This window comes from Variimorphobacter saccharofermentans (assembly GCF_014174405.1).
Classification (GTDB): Bacteria; Bacillota; Clostridia; order Lachnospirales; family Lachnospiraceae; genus Mobilitalea; species Mobilitalea saccharofermentans.
On record NZ_JACEGA010000001.1, the window covers coordinates 370001 to 388599 of the forward strand.

Consider the following 18599-nt stretch of genomic DNA (forward strand, 5'->3'; position numbering starts at 1 on the left):
GAAAAGAACCCCGGGAGGGGAGTGAAAGAGAACCTGAAACCCTGTGTTTACAAGCTGTGGAAGGTGTGTCTATCTGCTTACCTATCTATAGGAACGCTTATATATGTTAGAATGTGAATTGCTGCGTCAACTTACTCAGCGTAGGCTACTACGCTTGCGTGAGTTTCCTTGCAATTCGCATCCTACCACACATAATCGCTCCTGTGAATAGGCAAGCAGATAGCCATCAACCGCGTACTTTTTGTAGAACGGTCCGGCGAGTTACTTTTGCAGGCAAGGTTAAGGACTGAAAGTCTGGAGCCGAAGGGAAACCAAGTGTTAAGAGCACGTCAAGTCTGTAAGAGTAGACCCGAAACCGGGTGATCTATCCATGTCCAGGTTGAAGCCGCCGTAAAAGGTGGTGGAGGACCGAACACACATCCGTTGAAAAGGGTGGTGATGAGGTGTGGATAGGGGAGAAATTCCAATCGAACCCGGAGATAGCTGGTTCTCCTCGAAATAGCTTTAGGGCTAGCCTCGATTTAGTTTAACGGAGGTAGAGCACTGAATTGCCTAGGGGGCGTCAAAGCTTACCGAAGCATATCAAACTCCGAATGCCGTATAAATAATGATCGGGAGTCAGACTACACGAGATAAGTTGGGTAGTCAAAAGGGAAAGAGCCCAGACCACCAGCTAAGGTCCCAAAGTGAGTGTTAAGTGGAAAAGGATGTGGGATTTCAGAGACAACTAGGATGTTGGCTTAGAAGCAGCCATACATTCAAAGAGTGCGTAATAGCTCACTAGTCGAGAGATCCTGCGCCGAAAATGTCCGGGGCTAAAACACGACACCGAAGCTGTGGAATTGAGAAATCAATTGGTAGAGGAGCATTCTTAAAACGACGAAGCTGTACCGGAAGGAGCAGTGGAGATTTAAGAAGAGAGAATGCCGGAATGAGTAGCGAGATAGAAGTGAGAATCTTCTAGGCCGAATATCCAAGGTTTCCGGGGTAAAGCTGATCTGCCCCGGGTAAGTCGGGACCTAAGGCGAGGCTGAGAAGCGTAGTCGATGGACAACAGGTTGAAATTCCTGTACCTTATGCAGACAGAACTGTGGGGACACGGAAGGGTAGGAAGAGCCGGGAAAGGAAAAACCGGTTCAAGCACAAAGGCGAGTCAGGGAGGCAAATCCCCCGGATGATGCTGAAGTGTGATGAGGAGCGAACCAAAAGTAGCGAAGCTTCCGAACCCAAGCCGTCAAGAAAATCCGCTATTGTTCTGCATAAGCCCGTACCGTAAACCGACACAGGTAGATGAGGAGAGAATCCTAAGGCCGACGGGAGAAGCATTGTTAAGGAACTCGGCAAAATGGCCCCGTAACTTCGGGAGAAGGGGCGCCTGCGAAAGCAGGCCGCAGAGAAATGGCCCAAGCAACTGTTTAGCAAAAACACAGGTCTATGCAAAACCGTAAGGTGAAGTATATGGGCTGACGCCTGCCCGGTGCTGGAAGGTTAAGGGGAGACGTTAGCAGGAACTTTAGTTCCTTGCGAAGCGTTGAACTTAAGCCCCAGTAAACGGCGGCCGTAACTATAACGGTCCTAAGGTAGCGAAATTCCTTGTCAGGTAAGTTCTGACCCGCACGAAAGGCGTAATGATTTGGGCACTGTCTCAACAATGCACCCGGTGAAATTGAAATACCAGTGAAGATGCTGGTTACCCGCGCCAGGACGGAAAGACCCCATGGAGCTTTACTCTAGCTTGATACTGGGACTCGGTAATGCATGCACAGGATAGGTGGGAGGCTAAGAATCTATGACTCCGGTCGTAGAGGAGCCGCTGTTGGGATACCACCCTTGTGTTACTGGGTTTCTAACATGCAGCCGTGAACCGGCTGGTGGACAATGTCAGGCGGGGAGTTTGACTGGGGCGGTCGCCTCCGAAAGGGTATCGGAGGCGCTCAAAGGTTCCCTCAGAATGGTTGGAAACCATTCGAAGAGTGCAAAGGCAGAAGGGAGCTTGACTGTGACACCGACGGGTGGAGCAGGTACGAAAGTAGGACTTAGTGATCCGGTGGTATAAAGTGGGATTGCCATCGCTCAACGGATAAAAGCTACCCTGGGGATAACAGGCTTATCACTCCCAAGAGTTCACATCGACGGAGTGGTTTGGCACCTCGATGTCGGCTCATCGCATCCTGGGGCTGTAGTAGGTCCCAAGGGTTGGGCTGTTCGCCCATTAAAGCGGTACGCGAGCTGGGTTCAGAACGTCGTGAGACAGTTCGGTCCCTATCCGGCGTGGGCGCAGGATATTTGAGAGGAGCTGACCTTAGTACGAGAGGACCGGGTTGGACGAACCACTGGTGCATCGGTTGTCATACCAATGGCACGGCCGAGTAGCCAAGTTTGGAAGGGATAAACGCTGAAGGCATCTAAGCGTGAAGCCCCCCTCAAGATAAGATATCCCATAGCACAAGCTAGTAAGACCCCTTGAAGACGACAAGGTGGATAGGACAAAGGTGGAAGTGCGGTAACGCATGTAGCTGATTGTTACTAATAGGTCGAGGGCTTAACCTAAAAAAGGGTATATAGTGGAAGAGCGGAGTCGCAAGACGAAGCTCTTGGATGTACATTTTCTTGTGTAGTATTTAGTCAATATCATTGTTATTCCTCGATAGCTCAATGGTAGAGCACACGGCTGTTAACCGTGGGGTTGTAGGTTCGAGCCCTACTCGGGGAGTCATAAATAATGCATTATTATGAATGAAAGCTAACTAAGTTGGATTATTTGTGTTGACAGTGCTATTTGCAATATGATATAATCACTAATGCGGCTCCATGGTCAAGCGGTTAAGACACCGCCCTTTCACGGCGGTAACAGGGGTTCAAATCCCCTTGGAGTCATCGTCATAAAAGATAAGAAAATAAGCCAATTTGCCGAGGAACCTGTTTCCTTAATACCGATAAAGCTCAATCGGCAGAGCAGCTGATTTTGCATCGGCAGGGTTATCGGTTCAAGTCCCCGAGAACGTAGTTCTTTTTGACGGCATTTGGACCTTTAGCTCAGTTGGTTAGAGCAACCGGCTCATAACCGGTCGGTCCGGGGTTCAAGTCCCTGAAGGTCCACTTAATATAAATTTGGCCTAGTGGCTCAGTTGGTTAGAGCGCCGCCCTGTCACGGCGGAGGTCGAGGGTTCGAGTCCCTTCTGGGTCGTTGTTTCTAAGTTAATAATGTAAGTGATATAGGAATTACCCAGGGATCTTAGCTCAGCTGGGAGAGCATCTGCCTTACAAGCAGAGGGTCATAGGTTCGAGCCCTATAGGTCCCATTAGTGCCGGCGTGGCGGAACTGGCAGACGCACAGGACTTAAAATCCTGCGGGACTAATCTCCCGTACCGGTTCGATTCCGGTCGCCGGCATTATTCTATTGAATAGAATAGTGCTGTTTTTCATTTATCAGCAGAAATGTGTGCTTAGCTCAGCTGGATAGAGCGTCTGGCTACGGACCAGAAGGTCGGGGGTTCGAATCCTCTAGCACACAGGTAAGTGCATTGTATACATAGTGTATATAATGCACATTTTTTTTATGATTATTAAGGTTTATTATATTTACGTGAAATAGCTGTTATGTTAGAATGTTACAAAGGAGGCTGGTCTAAAATGGATAAAAGTAAGTTCCTTGAAATATTACGACAGTCATTGATTGGTGAAATAGATTCTGTAGAGATCGATAAAAATATAAAATATTATGATCAATATATAAGCAGACAATCATCCGTTGAAGAAGAAAAGATAATAGATGAGCTTGGAGATCCCAGACTGATCGCAAAGTCAATAATTGAGTCAAATCGGGCTGCGAAGCAAAAGGAAGGATATTCAGATCGTCATAGTAGTAATTATGACGACAGTGAAAGATATCAAGATACACAGAGAAGATATCATAACGTTTTTTATTCCAATCTAAAATGGTATCACAAAATAGCGTTAATCATTGCTTTCTTGCTTATCATTATTATAATTGCTGCTGTTGGACAGTTGTTATTACGTATCCTATTTATTTTTGGTTTACCAATTATTATTTTACTGTTATTTGTAATGCTATTGCGTAGAAGATAATAGAATTATTTAAAATTGAGAGATGATATTAATACAATGATAATAATAAGAAATTATATCAAGAAAAGACCGCTTGGGGGAGCCAAGCGGTCTTTTCGATGAGGGGAGTATAAATAATTAATAAGGGGTTATATAAATGCTCGGGACAAGATCCCTAGCACTTAAATATTATAATACATATAAAATTATTATGCAACCTTTATATTAAAAAAGTTTATTTAATGAATTAAATAAAGTAATTTTAGGAATTGTATAATACTGTTTTAGTTGATTTGGGACTATTATAAGAATATGAATGCCGTTAGTGTTGGTATAAAAAAGTATTCTGGTCATAGTTAATGTAATGCATATTTGAATTCAAAAAGCTAATAATAATGTTGTAATATCAATTTAACTCACTAATAGGAGGCAGTTATGAACAACAATTCAAGAAATGCTAATGACAGAACACAAACAAGCAATACAACTACTACTGGAAGCAGAAATGCCAACACAAGCAACAACTCCAGCCGAAACGCTAATACAAGCAATAACACATCCAATAATTCTAGTAGAAATGCAAACACGAGCAACTACACGACTGGATCAAGCCGTAATGCCAATACAGGAAGTAGATGTGCGGATTCATCAAGAGATGATGCTTCCAGAAATGTAAGAAATACAAATAATAACAGATTCAGAGATATGGAAGATGCAGACAATAACTATTAATATTAGTGCTGTTATATGATGAAAAATCCCCTTAAGGTTGTACTTAGGGGGATTTCTTTGTGCGCAAAATAGGTATTTTACGAATATAATATATAGGGGATAATTTTGCTGAAGGGCGGTGACAATAAAGGGATGTCTTTTGAAACAATTCGCACAAATGATATCATTAGGTATATAGGAATGCGTGATGTTGTAATTATAGATCTCAGAGATAAGAATGAGTATGATGCCGGGCATATACCTACCGCTATAAATATTCCATATGAAGAACTTGAAAGTGAAAAAAAGAATTTGCAGCGTAATAATCTCCTTATTTTCTATTGTGATCGTGGTAATATTAGTTTGCTTGCAGCGAGAGATTTAATGAAAGACGGGTATAATATTAAGAGCTTGTATGGAGGATTAAGAGCATATAGAGGAAGGCTTGAGCATAGCTAATCTTAATGTTAATTAACTTGAATTCAATTAGAATATAAGCTACAATAAAAAGGCAAATAAATCAAACGATAGATAGCGTATAACGCATGGAGGGAAAATGAAGCAAATAGAATATATGTCACCATGCCATTTCGGATTAGAGTCCGTATTAAAGCGCGAATTAACTGATCTGGGGATGGAAATAACAAAGGTAGAGGATGGTAAGGTAAGCTTTACCGGAGATGAGGATACATGCGCCAGGGCTAATATGTTTTTACGTACTGCAGAGCGTGTATTATTGAAGGTGGCATCGTTTCAGGCAGAAACTTTTGATGAGTTATTTGAGAATACAAAGGCTCTTCCTTGGGAGGATTATTTGCCTAAGGACGCTAAATTCTGGGTTGCAAAGGCAAATTCTATTAACAGCAAACTGTTTAGTCCATCTGATATTCAATCAATAATGAAAAAAGCGATAGTTGAAAGAATGAAGATGAAATATAAGATAGATTGGTTTGATGAGTCGGGGGACTCATACCCGATTCGTGTAACGATAATAAAAAATGAAGTGACTGTCTGTATTGATACCTCGGGGGAATCCTTACACAAAAGAGGGTATCGAAAGCTAACGAGTAAAGCACCTATTACAGAAACATTGGCAGCTGCATTGATTATGCTGACTCCTTGGAATAAAGACAGAATATTAGTTGATCCTTTCTGTGGCAGTGGTACGATTCCAATCGAAGCAGCCCTAATCGGAGCGAATATCGCACCAGGGAGTCAGAGATCTTTTTTAGCTGAAACATGGAAGGAATTTTACCCGGAAGCCACGTGGAAGCGTGCTCGAGAGGAGGCATCGGATTTCCAGCGAAGAGAGATAGAGATGTCAATTCAAGGATATGATATAGATGGTGAAGTCATCAAGGCAGCAAGACAGAATGCCAGATGGGCAGGCGTTGATCAATATATACACTTTCAACAAAAGCCACTTATTGAATTAAGCAGTAATAAGCGTTATGGATTTATAATTACGAATCCTCCTTATGGCGAGAGGCTGGAAGAGAAGCAGGCATTACCCGGTTTGTATAAAGATATGGGAAAGGTATTTAGATCTTTGGATAGCTGGTCCTATTATATTATTACAGGGTATGAAGATGCCCAAAAGTTTATTGGAAGAAAGGCAGATAAAAACCGTAAAATTTATAATGGCATGATGAAAACATACTTTTATCAGTATATGGGCCCAAAGCCACCGAAAAAGAATTAATATAGAAGGGGTTACTGAATAATATTTCTCCGGGATTATGACTTATCATAACCCCTGTTAATACATTATACAGTAGCCCCTTTTCACAATGCGTCTAATGCTCTATTATCCATTGATGAATATCATCATAGATCTCTAGATTATTTATTTCATTTATTAATTCATGACGACACTCTGGATATATTTTCGTTGTCGTATTAGAAAAACCAAATCGCTTCAATGTTAATTCATATTTCAAGATTTCTTTGCCATACCCACCTACTGGATCGTATTCGCCACTAATTATGAAAAGAGGTAACTCCCTATTTACGAGACGAATATTTTTTTTCTTGGAGGCACGGCGGGTAAGCCTTAGTAGATCTTGATAAAAGGAGGCAGTACATATAAATCCACAATAGGGATCATTAATATATGCTCCAACAATCGGATTGCTTCTTGTTAGCCAGTCAAATGCGGTTCGGCTAGCCAAAGAGGTGTACTTTTTGTTGCCTAAAATCAGTTTATTCATAAATGGAGAAGGATGCTTAGCCCCTTTAATCGTACGAATCAAATTGGAGATAAACAATCCAGAAAGAGTAAGCAGGTAAGGTGGAAAGGTGGTACCGATTAAGATAACCCCATTATAATTGGGAAAGGTTTGTATTACATTTCGTGCAATCAGGGAACCCATACTATGTCCAAGCAGAAAGAATTTTTTGCATCGATTGTTTTGAACGATATAATCACTTACAGCAATTGCGTCTTCAATCAATAACTGGTATCCATTTTCTGAGCTAATGTATCCCAATTCACTTAATTTCTGATTTGTTCCATGCCCTCGGTGATTATAAATATAAACATCAATTTCGTTGGATGCTAAAAAATTAGCGAATGACTGATAGCGATTTTGATGCTCAGCCATTCCATGTAATATTAATACACTAGCCTTTGGAGTACTTGAGCAAGCATAATAAATTAAATTAGTAACAAATCCATCCTTTTGACGAATTGCTATGCTGTTTACCTCATTCATATGGCATTCTCCTTCTCTGATCATAGAAAGAAACGATGTTTTAACAATATTATAGACGTATAATAATGGAAATGCAACTGGGAACAAAGACACAGTAAACCAAAAATCAACAAAAAATTGTTTTATTTTCAAAAAAACATTGAGAATATGCACAGAGTATTATATAATTTATGTAATAATACAGATTTTTTTCGGTAATATTAAGAAACATTGTTGAATAAATGCGCTAAAAAAAGTATCAATAGGAGGGCTTTGTATGGATAATGCGCTACTTAAGAAAGCTGCAGCACAAAGTGTCGCACTTATGATGGTGATCTTTACGGTTTCTTTTGCCCTTCAGCAGCATCGTACAGTACTGATTAAGGCTAGTAATGTAGAAGCTTCAATGATGACCATGCAGAATGCCGCCGTTATGGGGGATATTCAGGATCCATTTACACAGCTCTCTATTCAGGATGAAACAGTTAATAGCAATATACAGTCACTGGAGTATAATCCAGATGTACAGGAGAATATCGATGAAAAACTAAGTGATAAGTATCTAAAAATAGAAAAACCTCAAGGAGTAAATCTGAAGGTCCATCTTGATGATTTATATATGAATCAGAGTATAAAGCTTGTTATTACCGGTATGAAAGATAGCGTCATAACGGATCGGATGATTTCTCGAATACATGGAAATGATATATTCCAGGGAGAACCTCAATACAGTGAGATTACGAGTTATGAAGTCAATGAGGAAGATAATTCGGTAAAGGAAGTAGTTACGAAGGATTTTGGAAGAGATATTTGCCATGGTATAACCATCGAAACCGGAAAAGATCCGATTACCAATCTTTATACTTCCCAAATTCTGATAGAACTTGACAGTGTTTATACTCATTTTATTTATGAGGATTCTGATTATTTTTATATTGATTTACGTAAACCTTCAGAGGTATTTGAGAAGGTTATTGTAATAGATGCAGGGCACGGAGGAAAGGATGCCGGAGCATTATCCGTATACAGTTCTAGCTATGAGAAGGATATTAATTTAGATATCCTGTTGCATCTTAAAGAGCTATTAATGAAGGAAAATATTAAAGTGTATTATACAAGAACAGCGGATGATAAGGTGTTTTTGCGACCAAGAGTAACTTTAGCGAATGCTGTTGATTGTGATTATTTTATTAGTATTCATTGTAATTCAAATGAAGTAACTGGTCCCAACGGTACGGAAGTACTATACTATGACACGGAATATAAGGGAGTAAAGGCCAGTGAGCTTGCTAGTATATTCGCAGATGAAATTAGTAAGACCATTCCGCTTATAAATAGAGGCATTGTAGAGAAGAGTGGTGACGATATATTTATCATGAAAAAGGCCCAGGTGCCTTCAATTCTTATTGAAGTTGGATATATGTCAAATATTTATGATATGAGTTATTTAAGTGATTCTGAGAATAGAAAAGCCGTTGCTCAGGGAATTTATAACGGTATTATAAGAGCTTATGCCGAGCTGGGAATGGATGACTAAGAATAACGATCCGACTAGAGTGGAGGAGTTATGCATAAAGTTATATTTGCCACGACGAATGATGGTAAAATGAAGGAAATAAGGGAAATATTAAAGGGATTAGATATAGAATTGGTATCGATGAAAGAGGCAGGTCTTAATCCGGATATTGTTGAAGATGGGTCTACCTTTGAAGAAAATGCGATTATTAAGGCTAGGACAGTAATGGAGTTAACAGGTGAGATTGTATTAGCGGATGATTCCGGGATAGAGATTGATTATATGGACAAAGCACCCGGAGTCTATTCAGCACGGTTCTTAGGGGAGGATACACCTTATACCGTAAAGAACCAATATATTTTGGATCAGTGTAAGAATGCTGTAGGTGAGGAGCGTAGTGCCAGATTCGTTTGTGTAATTGCATGTGCGTTTCCGGATGGAGAAGTAGTAACCCGTCGCGGAACAATCGAGGGATACATCGCACATGAAATCAGCGGATCCAATGGGTTTGGCTATGATCCTATTTTTTATGTGCCGGAATATCACTGTACGACAGCGGATTTGCAACCTGAACAGAAGAACCAGATTAGTCACCGTGGGAAGGCTTTACGTGCAATGAAAGAGGTACTATCTTGCCATTTTAATAACTCACCAGGAGAGTAAAATGAAGGTTTTGATTGTTAGTGATACGCATGGAAGAAATCATAACTTATTAAAGACGTTGGAGAGAGTCAGTCCCATCGATTTGATAATTCATTTAGGCGATTTTGAAGGCGGTGAGGAGTATATTAGATCAATTACGCCTTGTCCAATGGAAATTGTAGCTGGTAATAATGATTTTTATAACACCTTGCCCAAAGAGAAAGTGTTACAAATAGGCAAATATAAGGTAATGATTACTCACGGACATCGTTATGGTGTGAATTTTAGTTTAAGTGGCCTTATGGAGCTGGCAAAAGCTAATAATGCAGATATTGTTATGTTTGGGCATACCCATGTACCAGTGATTGATTTAAGTGATAGTGTATGGTTTATCAACCCTGGTAGCTTAGCGCTTCCAAGACAGTACACCAGAATACCCACATTTATTATTATGGATATAGATTCAAGAGGAGATGCTCATTTTACACTGAATTATTATAAGGATGATTAACCTGGCAGGAAGAAAATCCTTAATAACAGGGGATTTGAAGCGTGTATGAAGGAAAGTGATGGAATTCAACAAAAAGTTTAAAAAAGATGTTGACAATAGTGATATGCTATTATATAATAATTCTTGCGTCACGGCTGGAACGAGTGAAAACCTTGAAAATGCACAGTATTCGCCACAATATGAAATCATTGGTGGCCAAGTATGTGAATAGTAAAGTGCCCTGGTAATTCATGATCAGTAATGAAAAAGCCTAATTAATCATACGTATATTCGGGGTGTGGCTCAGCTTGGCTAGAGTGCTTGATTTGGGATCAAGAGGTCGCAGGTTCGAATCCTGTCACCCCGACTCATATACCAATGATGCTTTTTTACAAATGGAATTCTCGTTTCAGTGGAATAATTTCAATAACGTAGAGGCAAACTAATAAAATAGCTTTTATATGCGGGTGTAGTTCAATGGTAGAACACTAGCCTTCCAAGCTAGATACGTGGGTTCGATTCCCATCACCCGCTTGATATTTGGACTTAAATAGCAAGGACATAATTTTTATTCTTTAAATTGTTATGAAAAGACCATATCACACCATAATATGTGCTAGTAGCTCAGTTGGATAGAGCAATGGCCTTCTAAGCCATGTGTCGGGGGTTCGAATCCCTTCTGGCACATTTTTCATCTATAAGAAAGATGAAAGGTGATTATGGTGGGTATAGCGCAGTTGGTTAGCGCGCCAGATTGTGGCTCTGGAGGCCAAGGGTTCGAATCCCTTTACCCACCCTATATTAGATATATTAAAAAGTCTGAGAAGACTTTTTATTCATGAGAATAGAAAGTTCGCTAAGCGTACTTTCTATCGTTTCAATAATGAAAGTAATAGATCATTACATTGGGCTATCGCCAAGCGGTAAGGCACAGGACTTTGACTCCTGCATTACGGTGGTTCGAATCCACCTAGCCCAGTTTTTCGGCAATGACTGTCGAATGGATAAAGACTTAAGCGAAAAACTGGGCTTGCCCAGCTTGCCGACAATGACTGTCGAATGGATAAAGACTTAAGCGAAAAACTGGGCTTGCCCAGCTTGCCGACAATGACTGTCGAATGGATAAAGACTTAAGCGAAAAACTGGGCTTGCCCAGCTTGCCGACAATGACTGTCGAATAGATAAAGACTTAAGCGAAAAACTGGGCTTGCCCAGCTTGCCGACAATGACTGTCGAATAGATAAAGACTTAAGCGAAAAACTGGGCTTGCCCAGCTTGCCGAAATATCCACTTTATACGGAAGATTAACCGGAGTTGTCCGGCTGAGAAGCAATCAGCCCTAAGAGTAATGTTCTACAATAGGAACTACAATTTTCGGTGAACTACCCTGATAATAGAGGTATGAATTCTGTATAACACGAAAATTGGTACAGTTCAAATAATGTGGGATATTAGCTCAGTCGGTAGAGCACATGACTTTTAATCATGGTGTCCCGGGTTCGAATCCCGGATGTCTCATTTTTATAGTCAATAATTTAATGACGTAAAACTTATGCGGATGTGGCGGAACTGGCAGACGCGCTAGACTTAGGATCTAGTTCGAGAGAGTGGGGGTTCAAGTCCCTTCATCCGCACTGATTAGGAAGTCCTCAAAGCCTTATATTTAAAGACTTTGGGGATTTTTTAATAGATAATTTCTTAAATATAATAAGAGGGTAAAACCAATTACGCAGGTCTTACCCTCTTTTAATATGCTATAAGATGATTTACTCAAGCTTAGTTGCGAGAATTTTTTCTCTTCTCTTTACTGCGATCTTCGTAATTCCCCATCCATAGAGTACGGCTACTATGACACCAATGGTATATGATATAACATAACTGTCTGCGCCGATTCCAAATACCGATCCTAATCTTTCTTCTATACCAAAACCAATGTTAGCATGGCAAATGTAACTTGTAACGATAAAGGAATAGAACATCCCTGGAATTAATGTAATAAGGTGATTCTGGCCTTTTGATTTTAAATAAACTGCAATTAATGCAAGAGCAAAGGTAGCTACTAATTGGTTCGTAAATCCAAAATACCTCCATAATAAGCTGAAACCAGCAGCATTTGATTTCGCATAGAAAAGAATCGCAATTGCAGGAATGAAGATAATCAGTGACAATCCAACACGTTTAATCTTACTCTTTTGTTCGATATTAAACTGCTCTGCTATCATTAGTCGAAGAGCTCGAAAAGCGGTATCACCGGATGTGATTGGTAAAACAATAACACCTGCAATCGCAAATAGTCCTCCGAAGCCGCCCATGAATCCTCTTGAAATAATACCAACCATGGAGGTTGCTCCTGTGCTTATGTCAGTTCCTCTTCCAAACATGACCATTGCACCTGCAGCCCAAATCATTGCGATAGCACCTTCAGCAATCATCATATAATAAAATGTTTTACGGCCTTCTTTTTCATGCTTAACTGTTCTTGAAATTAGAGTAACTTGACTTCCGTGGAAACCGGACATAATACCGCATGCTACTGTGATAAAGAACACAGGGATAAATTTCACCCCACTGGGATGTTGGTTAAATAAAGTGGCAGCTGTAAGATTAGTCATACTTGAGCCGCCGTCACACAAGATACCAATAAATACACCAACTGCGGATATGATAAGTATAGCACCAAACACTGGATAGATACGTCCAATAATCTGATCAATAGGGAAAATAGTAGATATGACATAGTATCCAAGAATGCATGCATAAGTAATCCAGATGGCAGCTCCGTTGATATCCAGCTTAAGGATATCTCCAACAATTAGATCACCTGGGGTATAGATGAATACAACACCTGTCAAAAGCATAAGTATCCATATAATTACGCTGTAGACCTTGTTAGCACCTTTTCCAAGATATTTATTAATTAATTTTGGAATCTGTGCTCCGCCATTACGCATTGAGATCATTCCACAGAAATAATCATGCGTTGCACCAGCAAGAATACATCCAACCGGAATTGTGATAAATGCAATAGGTCCAAATAAAATACCTTGAATTGCTCCAAGTATTGGGCCGGTGCCTGCAATGTTTAAAAGGTTAATCAGCATGTTTTTCCATGGTTTCATAACAACATAATCAACACCGTCTGCTTTTGTAATTGCAGGGGTCTCTCTGTCGTCCGGTCCGAATACCTTCTCACAAACCTTACCGTAGAACATACCACCAACAATCAACAATACTAAACCAATAATAAATGTAGCCAATTCAGTACCCTCCTTTATATTGTGCAATTTCCACATATTCATGATACTTATATTAGCATTTGTTATTAAAAATGAATATACTTTTTGGTTTAAGTGTGTTTATTATGTTGTAAAATGTATAATTCCACGTGTTAAATCCCTAATATTTCCTTTAAGTTTTTTATTTGGTTCCGACTAACTGGAAGTATATTATCCTCATAATACTCCATTCTTACACCATACGTATTGCTAAACCAGGGGAACATCTCTTTCATGTGATTCAGATTGATTAGGTAACTTTTTTGAATTCTAAAGAACCCATTCTGCTTTAGTTTTTTCTCAAAATAGGTCAATGGATTGGTATCTTCATATGTTGCATTTTTGGCATGTATGATACAGGTTCGATTCTGTGCTTCGATATATACAATAGAAGATATATCAACCATAATAATTTTTTTGTCCATCGTAAGGGAAAGCTTTGAAAGCTTTTGCTTCTGATTTTCACGAACCCTTTGATTCTCACTCTCATTTGCTTGTTGCATATGACGACTATGGTATCGGTGTAGCATATGATCTACTTTTTCCATAGAAAAAGGCTTCATCAAATAATACATGGAATCCACTTCAAATGCCTTTTCAGCGTAATTATTATAGGCCGTGGCAAATACAATCTCAACTTTTGGAAACATCTTTCTCGCGGTTGCTGCTAAAGTGGTTCCACTTATATCACCAAGATTTATATCTATGCAGAGCAAATCAAACGTTTCCGTTGCAAAAAGCTCCAAGGCTTCCTCTCCACATTCCATCTCAACGATCTTTGCTTCCGGTTCGAGATTTTGAATTAGATATCTCAGTTCACTTCTTGCTGGTTTTTCATCATCAATAATACCTATTTTCATTGCATTGTCTCCTTGTTTGAATTGGTCTTACATAAAATAAAATAATTTTTATCAAGACTTCGGGATATATATATTGATTACTGTACCCTTTGAAGATGTCTGTATCTCTAACCCGTGATTTTTTCCGTAGGTAAGCAAGAGTCTTCTATGGACGTTTGAAAGTCCTATATGTGAGCTATCAATCTTATTCTCCATAATTGCATCAATGACCTCTTGTTCAATACCATATCCATTATCTGCGACAGATATCATGACCTTATCTCCCATATCCTTTGCAGCAATCTTAACAATTCCATGCCTACGTTTCATTGCTCCATGAACCACTGCATTTTCTACAATGGGCTGTAGAATAAGACATGGCATTCGACATTCCAAATCACCCAAAATGTCAATTTCAATCTCGAGACGATCATCAAACCTTGCCTTTTCAATCTGTAAATAGGCATTTACATACTGCATTTCTTCGTTCAAGCTTACAAAAGTATTCTGTGTCTGTAGGGATTTACGAAAATAAGTAGCAAGCGCAATCAGAAGCTCCCTAGCCATCTCAGGCTTTTCTCGACAGAAGGTACTGATTGTATTGAGGGCGTTAAAGATAAAATGTGGGTTGATTTGAGATTGTAATGAATGGTATTCCGCCTTTTGAAGAAGTTCTTTCTGCTTATCCTTTTCAGAAAGTTCATATTGTAAGGAGAAGAGTTTACTAAGTCCGTTCACAAATTCAATATCTGACTGGAATGATATTTTGTAGCTTCGCACAAATATAACCATGCATCCAAAGGGTTGTCCATCCTTAGTCAGTGGTGCCCCAATTGCTGTTAACTTCTGTAGTACATCGTACAGTACATCCCCCTCTGGTGCATTCTCCTTTACGCATACGGTGTTTTCTGTAAGCACCTGTTTAACAATTTCTGGTATTTTCTTGTCGTTCCAAGAGAGTTTAGCCAAATTTCCATTGGAACTTAGGATCCGTTCGGTGTCGGTAAACAATACCCCCTGATTATGGAAGAATGTAAGAATGATATCCCCGATTCTGCTACAGTTTGCTTCATCATATAGTCCAGTTCGAAGAAGTGGAATACATCGCTCCGTTATCTCAAAAGTCAGTTTTAACTTTTCTCCTATCATTTGCTCGTGTTCCACAAAGACAGATTTAAATACGCTGACAAAGAATACCATACCAAATGAATTAAAAAAAACCATTGGTATTGCGATACTACTCACTAGTTGCAGAGCAAGCTCATATGGCTTTGCAACGAGCAATATGATGAACATCTGAATAATTTCTGCCACGAAGGTAAGACAAAATAACATGGTACTATCATATTTAAGCTTTTTTACTTTCTTTGAATAGATTGCAGCAAAAAAACCTTCTACTATAGTGGAAGTAACACAGGCAATGGAGGAGAAGCTATTTATGTCCATTAATAACCGATGTGTGCCTGCGATTATCGCTGTCATAATTCCAACCAAAGGTCCACCGATATAAGCGGACGCCATGACACCTATGACACGTGTATTAGCATATGCACCGTTCACCTTGTATCCTGTATAGTTAGATATAATACATACACAACTAAATAAAATCACTAAAATGACCTGTTCTTTCAGATTGTGTCTGTCATGTAATATATATTTTTTTACAAAGCCGATTCGAGCTAACACCTGTGCAATCAAGACAAGTAAACTAACATTGAAAATTATGCTTTTCAGTATCTCAGTATTCAAACTGCACCTCCTAAACCGAGCATATTAACGCTATATAACCTGTAATGTTTTGAGTATAAGAATCCATATAAAGATAGTTAGGATACTTAATATGGATGAAATAACTACAACCTGGCCGGCAAGTTCGCCATCCGCATCCATTTCAATTGCCATGTTAAAGGAGGATACGGCTGTCGGAGAAGCAAAGGCACCGATGAGAGCAACTAAGGCTTCATTTCGAAAGCCAAGCAGTAGAGCAATCGTAAGTACAATACTCGGAATTAGAATCAATTTGCCGATTATCGTAATAATCAGATAAGTAAGATTCTTGGAAAGACGGCTAAACTGAAAGGTACCTCCCAACACAACAAATGCAAGGGGAGTAGCCACCTTGGACATACTTTGTAATGAAGAGAGAATAAAATCGGGTATCTGCCATCTTATAATTTGACATAGAAAGCCGAGAAAGGCTACAATAATTAAAGGGTTTTTTATTAACCCGATTAATAGCTGCTTTATGTTAACTCTGCTTCCTCGATAACTTTCAAGAACAACAACAGCCAGAATATTAAACAGAGGAACGACAAATGCGGCAAGCATGGATACAATACCGATTCTATCATCTCCATATATGGAGGCAGTAATCGGTATCCCGAATATAACCAGATTACTACGAAAAATACCTTGTATCATAACGCTTCGTTTCTTCTTATCCTTTATAAAGAGAGAGAGAATAAGATGAGTCAAAACTACTGCTCCAATAATACATAGGAAGGCCAGAATAAGTAAGCGGCTGTTTGCCTTATTCATAGCCTCCTCCGGTTTGAGTGAATATATATTAAGAAACAGAAGCAAAGGAAGAAAAAAGCGAAAGACCATTTTGTTCATCACCTGCAGGGAAGGCTCATCGGTAATATGTCTTCGTCGTAAGATATAACCCACAAACATCATAAGCATTAATGGGAATACTACGCTGAATGCAAGTATTATGTTATTCAAATCAGTCATATCCCTTTCATTTATTTCACATTTCATTTGAACATGCTTTATTGAAATGTATAATATTATATTAACATAATATGACAACAAATGCTATATAATGAGAGAAACTTCATACCATTAATTCCTAATCAGTTAAACCTGAACGTTTCATAAACTAAAATTAATAAATTATTAATAAGAATAATAAATTTCTAATACCATATTTATCATAATAGTGTTAAAATAATCTTGTTGTTGGCATTTTAATTATATTGACATATGGATTTATTGATTAAATATGATACTATTTATGCAAAAAGGATTGGAGAAATATGCATATTCCAAAAAGGATGACCCCTGGCAGGTATATTGCTTTGGGTTTTGCCTTCACAATATTAATTGGTTCTATATTGCTCTATCTTCCGTTTACCCATAGAACAGGTATGGATGTATCCTTTATTGATGCACTATTTACGTCTACCAGTGCGGTATGTGTCACGGGCCTAATTGTTGTGGATACATATGACACCTTTAATTTTCTGGGACAATCCATTATAGCGCTATTAATACAGATCGGTGGCATTGGGGTAACTTCAGTCGGTGTTGGTTTTATCCTGTTAGCCAAAAAAAAGCTGGGCTATAAAGATCAAATCCTGGTAAAAGAATCCTTAAATCTGACTTCTATTAGGGGAGTAGTAAGATTGGTAAAATCCGTATTGATTATGACCTTATGCTTTGAGGGAATTGGTGCAATATTGAGCTTTGTTGTGTTTTCAAAAGATTATCCGTTACCCAGAGCAATTGGAATCAGTTTATTTCATTCAGTAGCCGCTTTTAATAGTTCAGGATTTGATATATTAGGAGGGCTAACGAATTTAACTCCCTATCAATCGAACGTCTTATTGAATTTGACAACCTGTGGATTGATTATTTTCGGCGGGTTAGGATTTGTGGTTGTTGATGAGATTATATATAAACGATCATTCCGAAAGTTTTCGCTTCACACAAAGGTTGTAATCACAATGACAATTTCTTTATTGTTTATAGGTACGATTTTGATAAAGCTTATCGAAGATATCAGTTGGTTAGGGGCCTTTTTCTTCAGCACCTCTTCAAGATCAGCTGGATTTTCCACGTTTCAGGTGGAGAATTTTACAAGTGCGGGATTGTTTTTGCTGATACTTCTTATGTTTATTGGAGCTTCTCCGGGCTCCACCGGTGGTGGGATAAAGACAACTACAGCATTTACTTTGATTAAAGCAACTTACAGTGCAGCGAAAAATAAGCATTGTAGTGGATTTAAGAGAAAAATTCCATCCGAAGTTATATCAAAAGCATTTATGCTTACGTTTTTGGCAATGCTTCTGATATGCCTATGTACGTTTTTGCTATGTGCTTTAGAACCGGATTATACATTTATACAGTTGCTTTTTGAAGCGGTTTCCGGTCTAGCCACAGTTGGATTCTCGACAGGAATTACTTCAGAGTTACTTCCGATTAGTAAATGCATTATTATCATAAGTATGTTTATCGGTAGAATTGGTCCATTGACAATTACTGCTCTATTATCCTCGAGGCAGTTAAGTAATGCACATTATTCTGAAGAAACGCTGACGATTGGATAAAAAGATAGAAAAAATTTTTATTTATGTTAT

The 18599-nt window shown here is 39.0% G+C and carries 14 protein-coding genes, 14 tRNA genes and 1 rRNA gene (1 of these 29 cut by a window edge); 24 read left to right on the forward strand and 5 right to left on the reverse strand.

Annotated elements, in window-relative coordinates; all coding sequences use genetic code 11:
- The 12 genes from H0486_RS01635 to H0486_RS01690 all read left to right on the forward strand — a co-directional run.
- Positions 1-2550: ribosomal RNA gene (locus H0486_RS01635) — 23S ribosomal RNA — on the forward strand; it begins 526 nt to the left of the window's first position.
- Positions 2551-2641: 91 nt separating this feature from the next.
- Positions 2642-2713 (forward strand) — tRNA-Asn (locus tag H0486_RS01640).
- A gap of 92 nt (positions 2714-2805) precedes the next feature.
- A tRNA-Glu gene (locus H0486_RS01645) sits at positions 2806-2877 on the forward strand.
- 148 nt (positions 2878-3025) lie between these two features.
- Positions 3026-3099, forward strand: a tRNA-Ile gene (locus H0486_RS01650).
- A 14-nt stretch (positions 3100-3113) separates the two neighbouring features.
- Positions 3114-3187 (forward strand) — tRNA-Asp (locus tag H0486_RS01655).
- Between the two features lie 42 nt (positions 3188-3229).
- Positions 3230-3302 (forward strand) — tRNA-Val (locus H0486_RS01660).
- A gap of 5 nt (positions 3303-3307) precedes the next feature.
- Positions 3308-3393, forward strand: a tRNA-Leu gene (locus H0486_RS01665).
- A gap of 48 nt (positions 3394-3441) precedes the next feature.
- A tRNA-Arg gene (locus H0486_RS01670) sits at positions 3442-3515 on the forward strand.
- 119 nt (positions 3516-3634) lie between these two features.
- Positions 3635-4090: a DUF1700 domain-containing protein gene (locus H0486_RS01675; protein ID WP_228351360.1), complete on the forward strand. Its 456-nt coding sequence runs from the start codon at positions 3635-3637 to the stop codon at positions 4088-4090.
- A gap of 414 nt (positions 4091-4504) precedes the next feature.
- Complete coding sequence (locus H0486_RS01680; RefSeq protein ID WP_228351361.1) at positions 4505-4801, forward strand: hypothetical protein; 297 nt, start codon at positions 4505-4507, stop codon at positions 4799-4801.
- Positions 4802-4906: 105 nt separating this feature from the next.
- Positions 4907-5239 carry a rhodanese-like domain-containing protein gene (locus H0486_RS01685; RefSeq protein ID WP_228351362.1) on the forward strand — a complete coding sequence of 111 codons (333 nt, stop codon included), beginning with the start codon at positions 4907-4909 and terminating at the stop codon, positions 5237-5239.
- A 97-nt stretch (positions 5240-5336) separates the two neighbouring features.
- Positions 5337-6482, forward strand: coding sequence for a THUMP domain-containing class I SAM-dependent RNA methyltransferase (locus H0486_RS01690; RefSeq protein ID WP_228351363.1), 1146 nt, complete (start codon positions 5337-5339; stop codon positions 6480-6482).
- A gap of 94 nt (positions 6483-6576) precedes the next feature.
- On the opposite strand, the gene H0486_RS01695 is transcribed toward H0486_RS01690, so the two are convergent.
- Positions 6577-7494, reverse strand: coding sequence for an alpha/beta fold hydrolase (locus tag H0486_RS01695; protein WP_228351364.1), 918 nt, complete (start codon positions 7492-7494; stop codon positions 6577-6579).
- A 256-nt stretch (positions 7495-7750) separates the two neighbouring features.
- On the opposite strand from H0486_RS01695, the gene H0486_RS01700 reads away from it, so the two are divergent.
- From H0486_RS01700 to H0486_RS01750, 11 genes are all read left to right on the forward strand, one after another.
- The gene (locus tag H0486_RS01700) at positions 7751-9010 is read left to right on the forward strand and encodes an N-acetylmuramoyl-L-alanine amidase family protein (RefSeq protein ID WP_228351365.1); all 1260 of its coding nucleotides are present in this window, start codon (positions 7751-7753) and stop codon (positions 9008-9010) included.
- A gap of 30 nt (positions 9011-9040) precedes the next feature.
- Entirely contained in the window at positions 9041-9652 is a 612-nt protein-coding gene (locus H0486_RS01705; RefSeq protein WP_228351366.1) for an XTP/dITP diphosphatase, read from the forward strand.
- Between the two features lies 1 nt (position 9653).
- The gene (locus H0486_RS01710; protein ID WP_228351367.1) at positions 9654-10142 is read left to right on the forward strand and encodes a metallophosphoesterase family protein; all 489 of its coding nucleotides are present in this window, start codon (positions 9654-9656) and stop codon (positions 10140-10142) included.
- Positions 10143-10200: 58 nt separating this feature from the next.
- Positions 10201-10353, forward strand: a complete 153-nt coding sequence (locus tag H0486_RS01715) for a hypothetical protein (protein WP_228351368.1) — start codon at positions 10201-10203, stop codon at positions 10351-10353.
- A 60-nt stretch (positions 10354-10413) separates the two neighbouring features.
- A tRNA-Pro gene (locus tag H0486_RS01720) sits at positions 10414-10488 on the forward strand.
- A gap of 96 nt (positions 10489-10584) precedes the next feature.
- Positions 10585-10655 (forward strand) — tRNA-Gly (locus H0486_RS01725).
- A gap of 79 nt (positions 10656-10734) precedes the next feature.
- A tRNA-Arg gene (locus H0486_RS01730) sits at positions 10735-10808 on the forward strand.
- Between the two features lie 35 nt (positions 10809-10843).
- Positions 10844-10917, forward strand: a tRNA-His gene (locus tag H0486_RS01735).
- Between the two features lie 110 nt (positions 10918-11027).
- Positions 11028-11100: transfer RNA gene (locus H0486_RS01740), tRNA-Gln, on the forward strand.
- A 466-nt stretch (positions 11101-11566) separates the two neighbouring features.
- Positions 11567-11639, forward strand: a tRNA-Lys gene (locus tag H0486_RS01745).
- Between the two features lie 36 nt (positions 11640-11675).
- Positions 11676-11755 (forward strand) — tRNA-Leu (locus tag H0486_RS01750).
- 132 nt (positions 11756-11887) lie between these two features.
- Here H0486_RS01750 and H0486_RS01755 read toward each other — a convergent pair.
- The 4 genes from H0486_RS01755 to H0486_RS01770 form a co-directional block, all read right to left on the reverse strand.
- Positions 11888-13378 carry a carbon starvation CstA family protein gene (locus H0486_RS01755; RefSeq protein ID WP_228351369.1) on the reverse strand — a complete coding sequence of 497 codons (1491 nt, stop codon included), beginning with the start codon at positions 13376-13378 and terminating at the stop codon, positions 11888-11890.
- Between the two features lie 131 nt (positions 13379-13509).
- A complete protein-coding gene (locus H0486_RS01760; RefSeq protein WP_228351370.1) occupies positions 13510-14256 on the reverse strand; it encodes a LytR/AlgR family response regulator transcription factor in 747 nt (248 codons plus the stop codon).
- A gap of 51 nt (positions 14257-14307) precedes the next feature.
- Positions 14308-15984 (reverse strand): LytS/YhcK type 5TM receptor domain-containing protein, encoded by a 1677-nt coding sequence (locus tag H0486_RS01765; RefSeq protein WP_228351371.1) that lies wholly within the window; start codon positions 15982-15984, stop codon positions 14308-14310.
- 30 nt (positions 15985-16014) lie between these two features.
- Positions 16015-16998, reverse strand: coding sequence for an AEC family transporter (locus H0486_RS01770; RefSeq protein WP_228351372.1), 984 nt, complete (start codon positions 16996-16998; stop codon positions 16015-16017).
- A 278-nt stretch (positions 16999-17276) separates the two neighbouring features.
- On the opposite strand from H0486_RS01770, the gene H0486_RS01775 reads away from it, so the two are divergent.
- Complete coding sequence (locus H0486_RS01775) at positions 17277-18569, forward strand: TrkH family potassium uptake protein (RefSeq protein WP_228351373.1); 1293 nt, start codon at positions 17277-17279, stop codon at positions 18567-18569.
- Positions 18570-18599: the final 30 nt, after the last annotated feature.

Excerpts from the sequence above, each read along its gene's own strand:
- H0486_RS01675 (WP_228351360.1), top strand. The coding sequence starts at position 3,635 with ATGGATAAAAGTAAGTTCCTTGAAATATTACGACAGTCATTGATTGGT.
- H0486_RS01680 (WP_228351361.1), top strand. The coding sequence starts at position 4,505 with ATGAACAACAATTCAAGAAATGCTAATGACAGAACACAAACAAGCAAT.
- H0486_RS01690 (WP_228351363.1), top strand. The coding sequence starts at position 5,337 with ATGAAGCAAATAGAATATATGTCACCATGCCATTTCGGATTAGAGTCC.
- H0486_RS01695 (WP_228351364.1), bottom strand. The coding sequence starts at position 7,494 with ATGAATGAGGTAAACAGCATAGCAATTCGTCAAAAGGATGGATTTGTT.
- H0486_RS01700 (WP_228351365.1), top strand. The coding sequence starts at position 7,751 with ATGGATAATGCGCTACTTAAGAAAGCTGCAGCACAAAGTGTCGCACTT.
- H0486_RS01705 (WP_228351366.1), top strand. The coding sequence starts at position 9,041 with ATGCATAAAGTTATATTTGCCACGACGAATGATGGTAAAATGAAGGAA.
- H0486_RS01710 (WP_228351367.1), top strand. The coding sequence starts at position 9,654 with ATGAAGGTTTTGATTGTTAGTGATACGCATGGAAGAAATCATAACTTA.
- H0486_RS01715 (WP_228351368.1), top strand. The coding sequence starts at position 10,201 with ATGGAATTCAACAAAAAGTTTAAAAAAGATGTTGACAATAGTGATATG.
- H0486_RS01760 (WP_228351370.1), bottom strand. The coding sequence starts at position 14,256 with ATGAAAATAGGTATTATTGATGATGAAAAACCAGCAAGAAGTGAACTG.
- H0486_RS01770 (WP_228351372.1), bottom strand. The coding sequence starts at position 16,998 with ATGAAATGTGAAATAAATGAAAGGGATATGACTGATTTGAATAACATA.
- H0486_RS01775 (WP_228351373.1), top strand. The coding sequence starts at position 17,277 with ATGCATATTCCAAAAAGGATGACCCCTGGCAGGTATATTGCTTTGGGT.